The sequence below is a fragment of the Porphyromonas sp. genome (genome assembly GCF_030529325.1).
Lineage (GTDB): Bacteria > Bacteroidota > Bacteroidia > Bacteroidales > Porphyromonadaceae > Porphyromonas_A.
Window position 1 is genome coordinate 35,683 of the sequence record NZ_JAUMXC010000012.1, and the last position, 14,582, is coordinate 50,264.

Below are 14,582 nucleotides of genomic sequence, written 5' to 3' on the forward strand. Positions count from 1 at the left end.
CGGATAGCACTCGGCATGATCCAGCTTCTGCTCATCCTTTATCTCATTATTTTTTCGTTCTCTGCACAAAGTCTGCAAGCTCGTCACGCCCTTCCTTTTTCAAGCCCATGATGATCTCACGGAAGCGTGCCATACCCTGCTCCTTATCGAGAGCCACCCAACGCTCGAGGATTTGAAGCTTGAGGAGGTATGCCAGCATGGCGTTGATGGAGAAAGTATCTGAAAATGTGACATCCTCCAGTGCTCTCCACTTGAAAGCATCGAGGCGTCTCTCTCTGTGCATAGGCTCCACTTCTTCACCGATCTTGATGATCTCGTTCATCATCTCACCCTCTTTGAGGTCTGAGATATCGCTCCAAATACCGGACTTGAGGATCTCCACTATTTCGTTGGAGCCTACGAGATACTTCGCGGGATCGAGATCATATTTTTTTGCGGTGAGTGATGCCAATATATTGTTGAGATTGAGATTCATCTCAAACCACCCTTTGAGGAAGGTATTGGCCTTGCGCATCACATAGTCCTGATATAGTTCTGCGAGCTTATCTTCGATAAAAAGGACACCTTTGCTGTACTTTTCACTGAGATAATCACGCACAAATGTCACCATGTAGTCCGGTGTACCATCAGGTATCGGGAGATGATCCTGCTTATCCTCCAGACTCTCACTGCGGACAGCTTCCACAAGGGCGCGCAGATGCGCTTCTCCAAGGGCAAGAGGCATATATAGTGTGGGCAGAGGGCGTTCTTTGAGGATGGAGACAAGCACTCTGTTGTCTCCTCTTAAGAGGATGAGGTCTATTTGCTTCTGATCCGAGGGTGCGGCTTGTCCTTTGAGTTCCTCCACAAACTCCGCTGTCGTATAGTCGATCTTTGTGTCGTCTATCAACAAATCCGGGAGCGAGGCACCTAAGGTATAATAGTTAGCCATAAGGTCGTGTATATTTATTGCTCCTGAGTATTGCCAAACAAAAATGCTCTGAGCTTGGGGCGTAAAAAGTCCTTGAAGTACTCTGCAAAGGCTTCTTTGCCGATCACCACCTTGTAAGAGCCGTTTTGAGGCATGATCTCGAAGGTATGGGCTTTGCCACTGACTTGATCTACACGGATACCATGCTCAAGAGTTTCCTTGATCTCGTTTTTGAAGAACTCCTCCAACTTCGCGGCATCTTCGGTCTTCACCACGACGTCTTGCCCCTTGGCCCACTGTGTAGCCATGTCCTTGACAATACCATATAGGAGAGCGGGATCGGCAAAAGCCTTGTCGATAGAAGTCTTGATGACTTGTTCGTTGATCATGTCGGTCACTTGAGTGCGGAGAGCTTCGATAGCCTGATTGGTACCGAGACGCAACTCAGCCTCTGCATTGTCCTTGACTTCGACTGCTTTTTTCTCTGCATCCTGCACGAGAAGTGTTGCTTGCTCTTTAGCGTCAGACAAGATCTTGTCGCTCTGTGCCTGCGCCTTTCTTAGGATTTCTTCCGCCTCGGAGGTTGCTTTTTGGACGCCCTCCTGATAGATCTTGTTGGCTAACTCTTGTACTTTATTATCCATAAATAGATTTACTTAAACGAACTGTTGTTGTATCAGCAAAAAAAGATTTCCCCATTGATTCCGGAGCTTTTTTGCAGCATAGGCAAAGTTAAAAAAAATCCCTAAAAAACATTGTTGTCATATAGATTATTGTTATTATGACGCGATGACAGCCTTTTTGTAAGACTTTATCCACTCTGAGCTTGACCGAAATAGCCCGATCCTGACGATATCAACCTGCGCCATGCCCATCCTAAAAAACCTTTTAAATCTCTTAACCGGAACTCTATGAAAATGAGAGTGTGGTGCCCCTCCAAAAAAGGTTGTCTAACTTGACGCATCAAGTTAGACAACCTTTTTCATCAAGTTAGACTCCTGAATTTCGAGAGATGTACACCTTCGTTCCAACCCTATCCGTCAGAAAGCAAATGAAGCATATGAGACCAACGGGTAGGAGCTACCGACAATAAACATCACATAGGAAGGTATATCAAAAGCACAAAATAAGAACACAACTAAAAGATAAAGAGACAATTACAAATAAAAAAAAGAAGCAAACGGTCTCCCTAACCGACCATCCAAAAAGCTAAATGAACATGAATCCACATCAAAAAAATCTAAATCCGAACTACTAAACATACGCCCCTATCCTTTTCCAAATTGGTAGTTTGTAAAGCCTATTACTGTTAATCATGATTAAAGGTGACTATTTTTGTCATTAACTTTGTTAAAACAGCCCATCGAGATTAGGAAAACAAGAAAGATTTTCTCTCCTTTGCGTCTGACCTGACAGAGGGACTCACCCACATGAACCCCTCCCAGGTCTGTAAAAGACACAATAAATTATTCAATCACTATAATACACATTTGAGACATGAAAAGAGGAATAAAAACAGTTACGGCTCTTTTGTGCTGTTCTACCCTCAGCGCAGTGGGCGCGGTAGGACTCTATGACTATTATCAATCTCACAAAACTCACTCCATAGTGCAAGATACTCCCCAAGGAGAGTTCCGAACCGTAAGGGCATCCATGCCGGTTGCTTTCGGTGCAGATCACGCTCCACAGGATTTTGTTGATGTGGCGGAAAGTTCGATCAATGGCGTGGTGAACATCCGTGCCGAGGTGATGCTCTCGGAGCGGGAAATGTCCCGCCGATATATGGATCCGTTTGAATTCTTTTTTGGGCCATTCAATAGGGGGAATCAGCCTCGTCAGGATCAAAAGAGACCCTCACAAATAGGGATAGGCTCCGGTGTGATCATCTCTACCGACGGATATATCATCACCAATAATCACGTCATAGACAATGCGACAAAGATCATTGTCACCACCAACGACAACAAGGAATGGGAAGCCAAGGTGATAGGATCGGATCCCGCAACGGATATAGCATTGATAAAAATCGAGGCCAAAGATCTGGCTCCTCTACCTATCGGGGACAGTGAAAAGGTGAAGGTAGGCGAGTGGGTACTGGCAATAGGCAACCCGTTTAACCTCTCTTCGACAGTGACCGCAGGGATCGTGAGTGCCAAAGGGCGTTCGACCATAGCGAAGGGCGAACTACAGATCGCTTCCTTTATCCAGACCGATGCTGCCGTAAATCCCGGCAACAGTGGAGGAGCTCTTGTAAACACCAAGGGCGAACTCATCGGTATCAACACGATGATCTACTCCAACACCGGCAACTATGCGGGCTACTCTTTTGCCGTACCTATGAGTATTGCTTCAAAAGTGGTAGCCGACATCAAAAAGTATGGTGCCGTACAGCGTGCGGTATTGGGTATCGTGGGCTCGAATATCGTATCCGACTTGACTCAAAAATATGATCTTAAAGTGAGCGAGGGCGCGGTGGTCATCAACTTTGCGGACTACAGCCCTGCCAAGACAGCCGGCATATTGGAGGGAGACGTGATCACTCGCATCAACAAGGTGGCTGTACGCAACATGGCCGAAGTACAGGAACAGATAAGCAAATACCGTCCGGGCGACAAGATAACTGTCACGGTAGACCGTAAGGGAAAGACTCAGGATATCTCCCTGACTCTCAAAAATATGCAAGGTACAACAGAAGTAGTCAACGGACTCTCAGCATCATCTCTCGGAGCAGCGTTCAAACCGCTCACAGAGGAACAGCGCAAAAAGTTTGGAATCAACCACGGTGTCTCTGTTGTCGGGGTAGACAATGGCAAGCTCAAGGATGCCGGTATCTCCAAGGGATTCATCATCCTCTCGATAAACAATGTAAAGGTCAATACGGCTGAAGATGTGGAAGCTATCGTCAAAGAAGTCATCGCCAACTCTCCCGACAAGGCGCTCTTCATCAAGGGGGCTTATCCCAACGGTAAGATCAAATACTTTGCAGTCGACCTCAGCTAAAAAAACGTCTTTCAATAATCAATAATTACTCTGTACCCCGAGGATTCGCACCAAGTGCGGTCTTCGGGGTTTTTATTTGATTTATAGAAATACCGCCTTTCTCTGCCCTGCTACAGACGCACCCTCCGCCGCTCCACAGCGAACTTATCAGACTGCCACTGAATAATTTTGGCTATCTTTGTTTGTTACAAATGTTTTTAGAAAGAGCTCCAAGATTTAGAGACTGATACAGATGAAGTTACGCCAGCGACTTTCGTATATTTTCAACAGTGGAAAGAATCCAAAATTCGTCTACTACATCCAAAATTATTTCCGGCTGTATCTCCAGCCCAAAGTATGCTTTCGCAAGCGTCTTCGTAGCCGCCTCGCACGTTTGGAAAAGCGAAGCGACAAGGAGTATATCATGGAGCGCGTCAACTACTACAATGCTCTCGGGACGACTCCACTGCCGGCAGATACTCCCCGTCTCCGAGACCATGGTATAGAGGAAAACAAAGTCTATTTCTTTGACACATACGAGTACACACGCTACTTCGATGATGACCTGAGATGGATGTTACTACCGGGAGACATCGTACATGTACCGGATCATCCCACGATCGTCAAAAGTCGTCCCTTGACAGAAGACAATGCCAATTCGGTACTGATGAAGCTGGACAAGGTGCGTCACTTTACGTTCATCAAGGATCATAAACCCTTCAAGGACAAGATGAACAAAGTCATATTCAGGGGCAAGACCGAGGACAAAGAGCCTCGTATACGCTTCATGGAAATGTACTTCGGACATCCGATGTGTGACTTGGGAGATGTCTCTCGTAGTTGCCCACGACAAGAATGGATCGTGGAAAAAATGACCCTTAGGGCTCACTTGGACTATAAGTTCATCATGGCACTTGAGGGCAATGATGTAGCAAGCAATCTGAAGTGGGTCATGTCGTCCAATTCTCTTGCCGTCATGCCTCGTCCGACATGTGAGACATGGTTCATGGAGGGAAAACTGATCCCCAATCACCACTATGTGGAGATCAAACCGGACTTCAGCGATCTCGAAGAAAGAGTCAACTACTACATAGCCCATACGGATGAGGCACAGCGCATCATCGACAATGCCAATGAGTATGTGAAACAGTTTTGGGACAAGGAGAGAGAAGAGCTTATCTCGCTACTCGTGCTCCAAAAGTACTTTGAAAAGACAAACCCCGGATACAAGTTGAAATAACCCCAAAAGGTCATGGAACTCACTCACAGAGTAAATATCCCCAAGTGGACAAGATTGTATGATCACAAGACAAAGTTCAGTCTGTGGGGGTCATGCTTTTCCTCGGAACTGACTCGTCACTTGTCTGACAATTTGTTTGATGTCATCCCCTCGCCATTCGGCATCATGTACAATCCTGCATCGATAGCCAAGGGGCTACGGCGGGTGATAGATGGGACACCGTTTGAAGAAGGGGATCTCTTCGTCCAAAATGAAACGTGGTATAGCAATATGCACCACGGAGACTATGCATCGGAAGATAAGGAGCTTGCTCTTGCGCGGATCAATGGCGAACTGTCCCGACTGCACAGAGCTTTCAGAGACATAAACGTGTGGGTGTTTACCTTTGGGACGTCTTACGTGTATGAAGAAAGCCGTGCACCACATGAAGTTGTCAACAATTGTCATCGTCGCCCGGCCAAGGACTTCCATCGCAGAAGGTTGAGTATAGATGAGATTGTCGAGCAGTGGGAGCCATTGTTGCATCACTTACTGGACATGGGAGGAGAAGTGATCTTCACCGTCAGTCCTATATGCCACTACCGCGACGGAGCACACGAAAGCCGCCTAAGCAAGGCAGTCCTTCTACTCGCAATAGATGAGTTGCAACGCAGATTTCCTTCTGTGAAATACTTCCCATCATACGAGATCATGACAGACGAACTGAGAGATTATCGCTTCTATGGTGAAGATCTCTCCCACCCTTCCCCGATAGCGGTAAAGTACATCATGGAACGTTTCACGGAGGCTTGCATCAACCCCAAAACAACCAAAGGTCCCCTCGTCCATTGGGAAAAATTGAGAAAACGCATGTCTCACAGACCGATGACAAAAGCTCCCGATAAGCTACGACAGCATTATTCGGGAATAATCCTGGAACTGGAAGATTTCAACTCTCAGCTCCACCATCCCTCAGTACAAGAAGCTATCAAACATTTCCAATCTCTAATGGATCAATTGTAATCAAAGATGACAGCTTATCCTTTATCCACCATCGCAACAATACTCGGATCTGCCTTTGCTCACAAGGAAGATCCCATGATAGATATACTGCTCACCGACAGTCGTTCGCTTACCTATCCGGAGCGCACACTTTTCTTTGCCATAGTCACACACAAGGGCAACGGACATGACTACATCGAAACGCTCTACCGTCAGGGGGTGAGGAGCTTTGTCATCTCACAAGGAAAGTATGGAGATAGTTGTCCTGAAGCGTTCTTCATACGTGTTCCGTCAGCCCTTGAGGCTCTCCAAAAGATAGCCAAGACTCATCGGTCTTCATTGACGATACCTGTCGTGGGTATAACCGGGAGCAACGGCAAGACAACACTCAAAGAAATATTGTATCAGCTGTTGCACCACCGGATAAGAGTCGGACGATCACCTAAAAGTTACAACTCATCCATCGGTGTACCTTTGTCACTATGGAGCATCGAACAAACCGATGAAATAGCGCTCATCGAGGCCGGTATATCCAAACCTGACGAGATGAAGGTACTCGAAGGGATGATAACCCCCAACATCGGTATCATCACCAATATCGGAGAAGCTCACCAAGAGAATTTCGTCTCTCTGCAACAGAAGTGCATCGAAAAGCTACACCTCTTTGCCCATTCAGATACGATCATCTGCTCTGCCGATGATACCGTAATACAAGAGGGATTGAAAACTCTCAGACTCTCGGAGAAAGTTTTTGCATGGAGCATGACGAATAAAAGTGCACCGGTCTTTGTGCACGGTGTGGAGAGAGGCAAGGAAGAGACTCTACTCAAACTAAGCATACTCGGACAGGAGCGAAAGTACAAAGTCCCATACACGGATGAGGGCTCTATCCATGACGTGCTGCTCGCCATTACTTTTTTGGCAAAAGTATATCCGAATATACTCGAAGAGGCCGAAGCCTTTTCTCACCTTGAACCTATCTCCATGCGCCTCGAAGTCATCGAAGGTAACGGAGATATGATGCTCATTAACGATACCTACAACTCCGACTTTGACTCCTTCCGTATAGCCCTTGACTATATGACGAGACGTAATACAGAGGGGAAAACCATGGTACTGATGGTGTCCGATATCTACGAGAGCGGCACTCATCCCTCCGTCTTATATCAGCGTATGGCCGACCTTGTGTCTCGCCACCATATCTCCGAAGTCTATGCCATAGGAGAGGAATTGGCCCGATATGCATCCTTGTTCAAAGTGCCCACGACCTGCTACCGCACGACAGACGACCTTATCTCTGCTCTACGTCACACTCAGCTGGAAGGCAAAGTGATACTCCTCAAAGGGGCACGCTCAGCCCGATTCGAGAAGATAGTACAGACACTCGAAAGGCATACCCACCAGACCATCCTTGATGTCAATCTCAGCAACATCATCCACAACTTCAACTACTACAAAAATCTCCTCCCTCATGGGACACGTATAGTCTGTATGGTCAAAGCTTTTGGCTATGGCACAGGCTCTTACGAGATAGCACGGACTCTCATGGAGCAACGCTGCGACTATCTTGCCGTAGCTGTAGTGGACGAAGGCAAAGCCCTGAGAGATAAAGGTATAGATATGCCCATCATCGTGATGAATCCCGAGCGTTCTGCCTTTGCCCGAATGATTGAATATCGCCTGCAGCCGGAGATATACAGTCTCCAACTCCTCAAAGACTTCATCAAAGTTGCCGACAACATAGGCGAACATCACTACCCCATCCACCTCAAATGGGATACGGGAATGCATCGCATGGGATTGAGAATGGAGATGGTAGACCAACTCCTTGAGCTGCTCAGGGACACCTCTGCGGTGCGTGTCGCATCGGTCTTTACTCACCTGGCTGTCGCAGATGATCAGAGTGAAGATATATTCACCCTCGGCCAATTGAACAAAATCAAGGAGATATCGGCACAACTTTCGGCAAAAGTGCCTTACCCGTTTTATACCCATGCTCTCAACACGGCAGGTATCACACGATTTGCCGATCATGCGATGGATATGGTGCGCTTGGGAATAGGTCTGTATGGTATCTCTCCGCTCGGAGAATCAGCAGAAGGACTGCGCCCTGTTGCGGGACTACGTACGATCATACTCCAAGTGCAAGAAGTGCCGGCAGGCGAAACCATCGGTTATGGCCGTAGGGGCAAAGTATCCCGTCCCTCTCGCATAGCAATCATCCCGATCGGATATGCCGACGGGATCGATCGCAGGCTTGGCAATGGCAATCTGACCATGAGGACAGCCGATGGCACCCTCGTCCCCACGATAGGTAATATCTGCATGGATACACTCATGCTCGATGTCACCGATGCCCCCATGGCTGTGGAGGGAAGCGAGATAACGGTCTTTGATGAGACCTTACCCGTCGAACGCCTTTCCGATGCCATCGGGACTATTCCCTATGAGATACTATCACGTCTCTCTCCTCGTGTGGCCCGACGTTACTTTAATGAGTAGCCCTCCCGATAGGATATCCATTATCTGATGCAAAAAGAGTCCGATGAGATCTACGTGACCTCATCGGACTCTTTTTGTATCGTATCAGAATGCACTCCCGATAGTCGAAATCCGGCTCAAAAGAAGGAAAAGAAAAAGGTAGACAACGTTCGAAAACAATGTGCCTACCTTGATGAATGAAGTTGTCTAACTTGACGCATCAAGTTAGACAACCTTTTTCAGACAAAATAATACTTAGGAGAAAATCAACTGATAAGCCCCCAGTCTTTCTCGTGTTTGAGGATATCTGTGATCTGTTGGCGCAAAATCAGATTAAGGGGAGACTCGAGAAGGGGGTCATCGTGAAGAATTTGTTCGACAAGATTGACACAAAATTGGACAATCCGACCGTCTTTTGCGAGGTTGGCAATCTTGAAATCCAACCCGATACCGCTTTGGCGAACCCCTTCCATATCTCCGTGCCCTCGGAGCTTGAGGTCTTCTTCGGCAATACGGAAGCCATTAGTAGTTTCGACCATGATACCGATGCGTTTACGAGAGTCCTCACCAAGGTTGTTACCGGTCATGAGCACACAATAAGATTGTTTGCTGCCACGCCCCACACGTCCACGTAACTGGTGCAACTGAGAAAGCCCAAAACGCTCAGCGCTCTCGATGACCATGACGGTGGCATTGGGGACATTGACACCGACCTCTATCACGGTGGTAGCAACGAGGATATCGGTCTTGCCGGAAACAAAAAGGGACATGGCTTCCTCTTTTTCCGCAGGCTTGAGTTTACCATGCACTATGCCGATATTTCGTGTAGGGAAAGCTTCCTTGAGCATTTCAAATCCTTCTTCAAGGCTCTTGTAGTCCATCTTTTCGCTTTCCTCAATGAGCGGGTGGACGACATACACCTGTCGTCCCTCCTCGATCTGATCACGAATGAAAAAATTGAGTTCGGGACGGTTGCTCTCGTAATAATGTGCCGTGCGGATCGGTGTCCGGCCGGGAGGCAGTTCGTCTATCACAGAGACATCGAGATCACCATAGAGGGTCATTGCCAAGGTACGAGGGATAGGCGTGGCGCTCATGATAAGGATATGCGGGTGGACGTGATGATTTTTCTCCCACATGATGGAGCGCTGATTGACACCGAAACGATGTTGCTCGTCTATCACCGCAACGGCCAACCGACGGAACTGCACATAGTCCTCAATAAGGGCATGGGTACCTACCAAGATATTGATCGAGCCGTCTGCGATACCGGCAGTGATCTCCCTCTTCTCTTTCGCCTTTGTGGAACCGGTAAGCAAACGGATAGAGGTGCTCAGGGGAGCAAGCAACTGACTGAGACTCTCATAGTGCTGTCGGGCAAGGATTTCGGTAGGGGCCATCATACAGGCCTGATAGCCATTGTCGACAGCAAGAAGCATAGTCAACAATGCCACGACAGTCTTCCCACTGCCGACATCGCCCTGAACGAGACGATTCATCTGCTTTCCGGTCTGGAGATCCGTGTGTATCTCTCGGACGACCCTCTTCTGTGCTTCGGTAAGATCAAAGGGTAGGACTTCGCTGTACAGACGCTTGAATTCCTCACCGACCTTAGGCAACAAAATGCCCTCCGTCTCATGTCGGCGCTTCTCCTTGAGATACTGCATCCTGAGACGCACATAGAAGATCTCTTCCATCTTGAGCCTTGCAGAAGCCCGACGTAACATATCTTCGTCCTCCGGTGCATGTATCTGACGGAGAGAGTCCTGCAGAGAAAGCATGTTATAGTGCTCGATGATGTATGAAGGAAGAGTTTCGGGGATTTTATCCTTGATGAGATCAAGGAGTTTGTACACGAGTTCGCTGATAAACTTGGAGTTGAGGGAGAGCTTTTTCATCCTCTCGGTGGTCGAGTACATGGGATAGAGCTTGCCTGCACTTGCCTGCTTGGGATTTTTGAGATCATCAACCTCAGGATGGGCAATGCTATAAGTGTTGCCAAAGCGAGTAGGCTTACCGAAGATGAGATAAGGGGTATTTAGTTTAAGATGGTCTCGGAAATAAGGAATGCTATTGAACCACACGAGTTCGATCTCACCATAGGGATCTTGAAAGATAGCTTTGAGCCTCTTACGATTACCTTCCCCCTCAATGGACTTTGAAGTGATAACCCCTTTGAGTTGGATATAAGGCAACTGTTCATTCACCTCTACGGTTTTGTAGATGCGGGTACGATCGATATGTTTATAAGGGAAATAGTAGAGTAAATCACGATAGGTGCGGACACCGATCTCCTTGGCAAACACCTTTGCTCGATGCTCGCCCATTCCGGGGAGATACTTGATATCAGTGTCCAACAGTGCACGCATATCAGTCAGCTTTGGAAGCTATCCATTCGCCAAGGATCATGTCCTTGGGTGTTGTTATCTTGATGTTGTACTCACTACCGGGGACAACACTCGGAGGTATTTCAAGCAGAGCCCCGACCAAAGAAGCATCATCGGTAAAGGTTGTTGTGCCCCCCCTGTCGATATACTCATCATAAGCCATTCTCAGCACCGAAGCATCAAAGACTTGAGGAGTCTGCACGAGTGCTACTTCCGATCTGTCTACGGGGACATAAGTACCCTCTATGTTCAGACGTACAGAATCAGTGCATGGAACAATGGGGATAACCACCGCAGCCTTATCCCCAAAAAGTCGACTCAAAAGCTGTTCATCAACAAAAGGTCTTACCCCATCATGTACACCTATCCTATCGATGTCTCGAGGCATGGCAGAAAGTGCATTGAGCACACTTTCGGTACGAGTTTCTCCCCCTGCAACGATGGAAATATGATGCTCTTCTTGCCCTATGGACAATAATTCTCTGACAAATGTAAGATCGCTCTCAGGGACAGCAACGACAATGAACATATCTCCATCATATGCCCTAAGAGCATCTACAGTACGGACAAGGATAGGTTTACCCCCAATTTCAAGATATTGCTTGGGGATCTCTCCGCCCATACGCAGGCCTTTACCTCCCGCAACAACGATACATCCCTTCTTCATCTCTCGTATCTCTTACAGATTTCCCACATAACTATCCCCGCAGCAACCGAAACGTTCATCGAGTGCTTTGTCCCATACTGGCGGATCTCTATACACCCATGACCGGTATCTATCACAGCTTGATCAACACCTTTGACCTCATTACCCATGACAAGAGCAATAGGTTTGAGCGGTACTTTATCAGCAAATTCGTCAAGGAAAACACTTCCCTCTGCCTGCTCTACACACCAGACTTCATAACCTCTTGCTACCAAAGCCTTGACGCACTCCAAAGTACTTTCATGATAAGACCAGGACACAACTTCTTCAGCACCTAATGCCGTTTTATGAATATCGGGATGCGGAGGACGGGCACTTATCCCACAAAGGCACAAATGTTCTATGCGTAAGGCATCTGCAGTTCGGAAGATAGACCCGATATTATTCATGCTCCGGACATTGTCTAAAACGACCGTAACGGGGACTTTCTCCGCAGATAAAAACTCTGCCGGAGTCAGGCGTTCCATCTCCTGTATACTCAGTTTACGCACCATCAGCTCTGAGGTTTTAGCATTTGTACGATCTTCACTGCCTCGACAGCCTCTCGGACATCATGCACTCTCAGGATATGTGCTCCATGCAGTAAGGCAAAGGTATTCAGTATGGCTGTACCGTTGAGAGCTTCCTGAGGAGTTGTACCCAAAAGCCTATATATCATACTCTTCCGAGATATCCCGACAAGGAGAGGGAGTTCAAGGACTGCAAATTTGTCCATCTCTCTCATCAGTTCATAGTTCTGCTCAAGAGTCTTACTAAATCCAAATCCCGGATCAAGGATGATATCCTTAATTCCGGCCTCGCGAGCCTGCCGGATAGGTTGAAGGAGTTCCGATATGACAACATCCGTCACCTTACCCTCATACTCCGTCAAGCTCTGCATCGTCTTTGGAGTTCCACGCATATGCATCAATATATAAGGCACTTGCAACTCTCCGACAGTCCGATACATATCATTGTCAAGCAATCCACCTGAGACATCATTGACAAGAGCAACCCCACCGATCTCTACCGCTTTACGAGCGACCTCAGATCTGAACGTATCCACCGATACTGTCACATCAGGATAATCTTTACGCAAGACATCAAGGACCATGGACACTCGTTCCCATTCCTCCTGTGGAGAAACCTCTACGGCATCCGGACGTGTCGAATACCCTCCGACATCGATCATCTCACCACCTTCTGCAAGTATCTGCTCTATGCGTTCATGTATGGCGCGCTTTCCTCGGATGCGGCTACCGGCATAGAAAGAGTCGGGAGTATGATTGAGTATCCCCATGACCACCGGACGCTCTCCGAGATCAAGCAGTCGGCCACGAATATTGACAAGTAGATTTGGATTCATATTACTGGATTTATTCTCTTTGTAACAAATTTAACGATTATATTTGCAATGGCTCGAGAGAACTGCCACAATTCATGCTAAAAAGTAAAGTATATGATGACAATACAACGACTGTACGAAGTCTACAACCTTCATCCCAATATCTGCACAGATACCCGAAAACTACAAAAGGGAGATCTTTTTTTTGCTTTACATGGAGCTAACTTTGATGGCAATGATTTTGCTCTCAAAGCTCTCGAACTTGGAGCTTCTCATGTCGTCGTAGATAGAGATATTGCACCGGAAGACCCTCACTATCTTGTCGTTGAGGATACACTTTCTGCTCTGCAATCCCTTGCCACATATCATCGTAAACAACTCAACATACCCGTCATAGGTATAACGGGGACCAATGGTAAAACGACAACCAAAGAACTGATTCGCTCTGTCCTTTCGCGCCGATATAATCTCCTTGCAACCGAGGGTAATCTCAACAACCACATCGGCGTACCACTTACGGTACTGAAGATCCGACCTGATCATCAGATGGCTCTCGTAGAAATGGGAGCAGGAGCTCCCGGAGAGATAGAGACGCTCGTTGAGATCGCTCGCCCTACGGTAGGATTGATCACCAATATCGGCTTGGCACACTTGCAAGGATTTGGCTCCATCGAAGGGGTATTGCGTACCAAAAGTGAGTTGCCGGTTTTCCTCCTTGCAAACGGAGGTACTTTTCTTCTTAATGCCGATGACCCTCTATTGGTGGAAAAGTGGAGCGTATTCACGCAACTAACCTACGGTACCCGGGGTAGCTTTGTGCAAGGAGACGTAGCCGGACACTTACCTTTCCTTGACGTCAATATTGATGGAAAAGCAATCCACTCACGACTCGTCGGAGCGTATAATCTCATCAATATCCTTGCAGCAGTGGCTGTCGGCAGATACTTTGAGATTCCTGACCAAGAAATTTATCAAGGGATTGAGGAATACACCCCGACCAACAACCGCTCTCAACTCATCCATGGAGCAAGGGGACTACAACTCATCGTAGATGCCTACAATGCCAACCCCTCAAGCATGTTCGCAGCGATCAACAATCTCATAGAATCTCCGGCATCACACAAGGTGGCAATTCTCGGAGACATGCTCGAACTCGGAGAAGCTTCCGATGGAGAACATCGTAAGATAGTAGACCTACTTCGCTCTCATCCGGAAATCGAAGTAATCCTCTGCGGTCAGCACTTCAAGGGCATAAAAGGCAACAATTATCCCACATTTGAGACTTCCGAAGAGGTTGCAGAGCACCTCAAAGTCCACTCCCTAAAAGCCGAAAGTCTTGTACTTATCAAGGGATCTCGAGGTATAGCTCTTGAGAAAGTACTTCCACTGCTCTCTCCCAATTCCTGAATACCCGTCAATATTCCTCCCCTATGGGAGCAGGGACGAGGTTAAGACAACCTCCCGCCGCTCCGATCGTTTTCAGTCGATTTGGGCGTATGTTGCTACACTATTGTAGGTAACGCCAGTTCGATTTAAGCACAAGTGGGTAGTTTAGGATTTCTGACGATTTCAAT

General features: G+C 47.4%; 11 protein-coding genes. 5 read left to right on the forward strand and 6 right to left on the reverse strand.

The window, feature by feature from the left end; genetic code table 11:
* Positions 1–46: 46 nt before the first annotated feature.
* Positions 47–931: a DUF2764 family protein gene (locus tag Q4A14_RS03345; RefSeq protein WP_303169932.1), complete on the reverse strand. Its 885-nt coding sequence runs from the start codon at positions 929–931 to the stop codon at positions 47–49.
* A gap of 14 nt (positions 932–945) precedes the next feature.
* Positions 946–1,554, reverse strand: a complete 609-nt coding sequence (locus Q4A14_RS03350) for a hypothetical protein (RefSeq protein WP_303169933.1) — start codon at positions 1,552–1,554, stop codon at positions 946–948.
* Between the two features lie 853 nt (positions 1,555–2,407).
* Here Q4A14_RS03350 and Q4A14_RS03355 point away from each other — a divergent pair.
* From Q4A14_RS03355 to Q4A14_RS03370, 4 genes are all read left to right on the forward strand, one after another.
* Positions 2,408–3,910 (forward strand): Do family serine endopeptidase, encoded by a 1,503-nt coding sequence (locus Q4A14_RS03355; RefSeq protein ID WP_303169934.1) that lies wholly within the window; start codon positions 2,408–2,410, stop codon positions 3,908–3,910.
* Positions 3,911–4,142: 232 nt separating this feature from the next.
* Complete coding sequence (locus Q4A14_RS03360) at positions 4,143–5,129, forward strand: glycosyl transferase family 90 (protein ID WP_303169935.1); 987 nt, start codon at positions 4,143–4,145, stop codon at positions 5,127–5,129.
* A gap of 12 nt (positions 5,130–5,141) precedes the next feature.
* Positions 5,142–6,131, forward strand: a complete 990-nt coding sequence (locus Q4A14_RS03365) for a GSCFA domain-containing protein (RefSeq protein WP_303169936.1) — start codon at positions 5,142–5,144, stop codon at positions 6,129–6,131.
* 6 nt (positions 6,132–6,137) lie between these two features.
* Positions 6,138–8,612 carry a bifunctional UDP-N-acetylmuramoyl-tripeptide:D-alanyl-D-alanine ligase/alanine racemase gene (locus Q4A14_RS03370; protein ID WP_303169938.1) on the forward strand — a complete coding sequence of 825 codons (2,475 nt, stop codon included), beginning with the start codon at positions 6,138–6,140 and terminating at the stop codon, positions 8,610–8,612.
* 245 nt (positions 8,613–8,857) lie between these two features.
* On the opposite strand, the gene recG is transcribed toward Q4A14_RS03370, so the two are convergent.
* From recG to folP, 4 genes are read right to left on the reverse strand one after another with little or no spacing between them, the layout of a single operon-like run.
* Positions 8,858–10,960: an ATP-dependent DNA helicase RecG gene (gene recG, locus Q4A14_RS03375; protein WP_303169939.1), complete on the reverse strand. Its 2,103-nt coding sequence runs from the start codon at positions 10,958–10,960 to the stop codon at positions 8,858–8,860.
* A gap of 1 nt (position 10,961) precedes the next feature.
* Positions 10,962–11,645 (reverse strand): 2-C-methyl-D-erythritol 4-phosphate cytidylyltransferase, encoded by a 684-nt coding sequence (locus Q4A14_RS03380; protein ID WP_303169940.1) that lies wholly within the window; start codon positions 11,643–11,645, stop codon positions 10,962–10,964.
* Positions 11,642–12,178, reverse strand: a complete 537-nt coding sequence (locus Q4A14_RS03385) for an RNA methyltransferase (protein WP_303169942.1) — start codon at positions 12,176–12,178, stop codon at positions 11,642–11,644. Before Q4A14_RS03385 ends, Q4A14_RS03380 begins: the two co-directional genes overlap by 4 nt.
* Positions 12,178–13,029 carry a dihydropteroate synthase gene (gene folP / locus Q4A14_RS03390; RefSeq protein WP_303169943.1) on the reverse strand — a complete coding sequence of 284 codons (852 nt, stop codon included), beginning with the start codon at positions 13,027–13,029 and terminating at the stop codon, positions 12,178–12,180. The genes Q4A14_RS03385 and folP overlap by 1 nt, the downstream gene beginning before the upstream one ends.
* A gap of 93 nt (positions 13,030–13,122) precedes the next feature.
* On the opposite strand from folP, the gene murF reads away from it, so the two are divergent.
* Positions 13,123–14,415: a UDP-N-acetylmuramoyl-tripeptide--D-alanyl-D-alanine ligase gene (gene murF, locus Q4A14_RS03395; RefSeq protein ID WP_303169944.1), complete on the forward strand. Its 1,293-nt coding sequence runs from the start codon at positions 13,123–13,125 to the stop codon at positions 14,413–14,415.
* The last annotated feature ends 167 nt before the right edge of the window (positions 14,416–14,582 follow it).

Excerpts from the sequence above, each read along its gene's own strand:
- Q4A14_RS03370 (WP_303169938.1), top strand. The coding sequence starts at position 6,138 with ATGACAGCTTATCCTTTATCCACCATCGCAACAATACTCGGATCTGCC.
- folP (WP_303169943.1), bottom strand. The coding sequence starts at position 13,029 with ATGAATCCAAATCTACTTGTCAATATTCGTGGCCGACTGCTTGATCTC.
- Q4A14_RS03360 (WP_303169935.1), top strand. The coding sequence starts at position 4,143 with ATGAAGTTACGCCAGCGACTTTCGTATATTTTCAACAGTGGAAAGAAT.
- Q4A14_RS03380 (WP_303169940.1), bottom strand. The coding sequence starts at position 11,645 with ATGAAGAAGGGATGTATCGTTGTTGCGGGAGGTAAAGGCCTGCGTATG.
- Q4A14_RS03345 (WP_303169932.1), bottom strand. The coding sequence starts at position 931 with ATGGCTAACTATTATACCTTAGGTGCCTCGCTCCCGGATTTGTTGATA.
- Q4A14_RS03385 (WP_303169942.1), bottom strand. The coding sequence starts at position 12,178 with ATGGTGCGTAAACTGAGTATACAGGAGATGGAACGCCTGACTCCGGCA.
- Q4A14_RS03365 (WP_303169936.1), top strand. The coding sequence starts at position 5,142 with ATGGAACTCACTCACAGAGTAAATATCCCCAAGTGGACAAGATTGTAT.
- recG (WP_303169939.1), bottom strand. The coding sequence starts at position 10,960 with ATGCGTGCACTGTTGGACACTGATATCAAGTATCTCCCCGGAATGGGC.
- Q4A14_RS03350 (WP_303169933.1), bottom strand. The coding sequence starts at position 1,554 with ATGGATAATAAAGTACAAGAGTTAGCCAACAAGATCTATCAGGAGGGC.
- murF (WP_303169944.1), top strand. The coding sequence starts at position 13,123 with ATGATGACAATACAACGACTGTACGAAGTCTACAACCTTCATCCCAAT.
- Q4A14_RS03355 (WP_303169934.1), top strand. The coding sequence starts at position 2,408 with ATGAAAAGAGGAATAAAAACAGTTACGGCTCTTTTGTGCTGTTCTACC.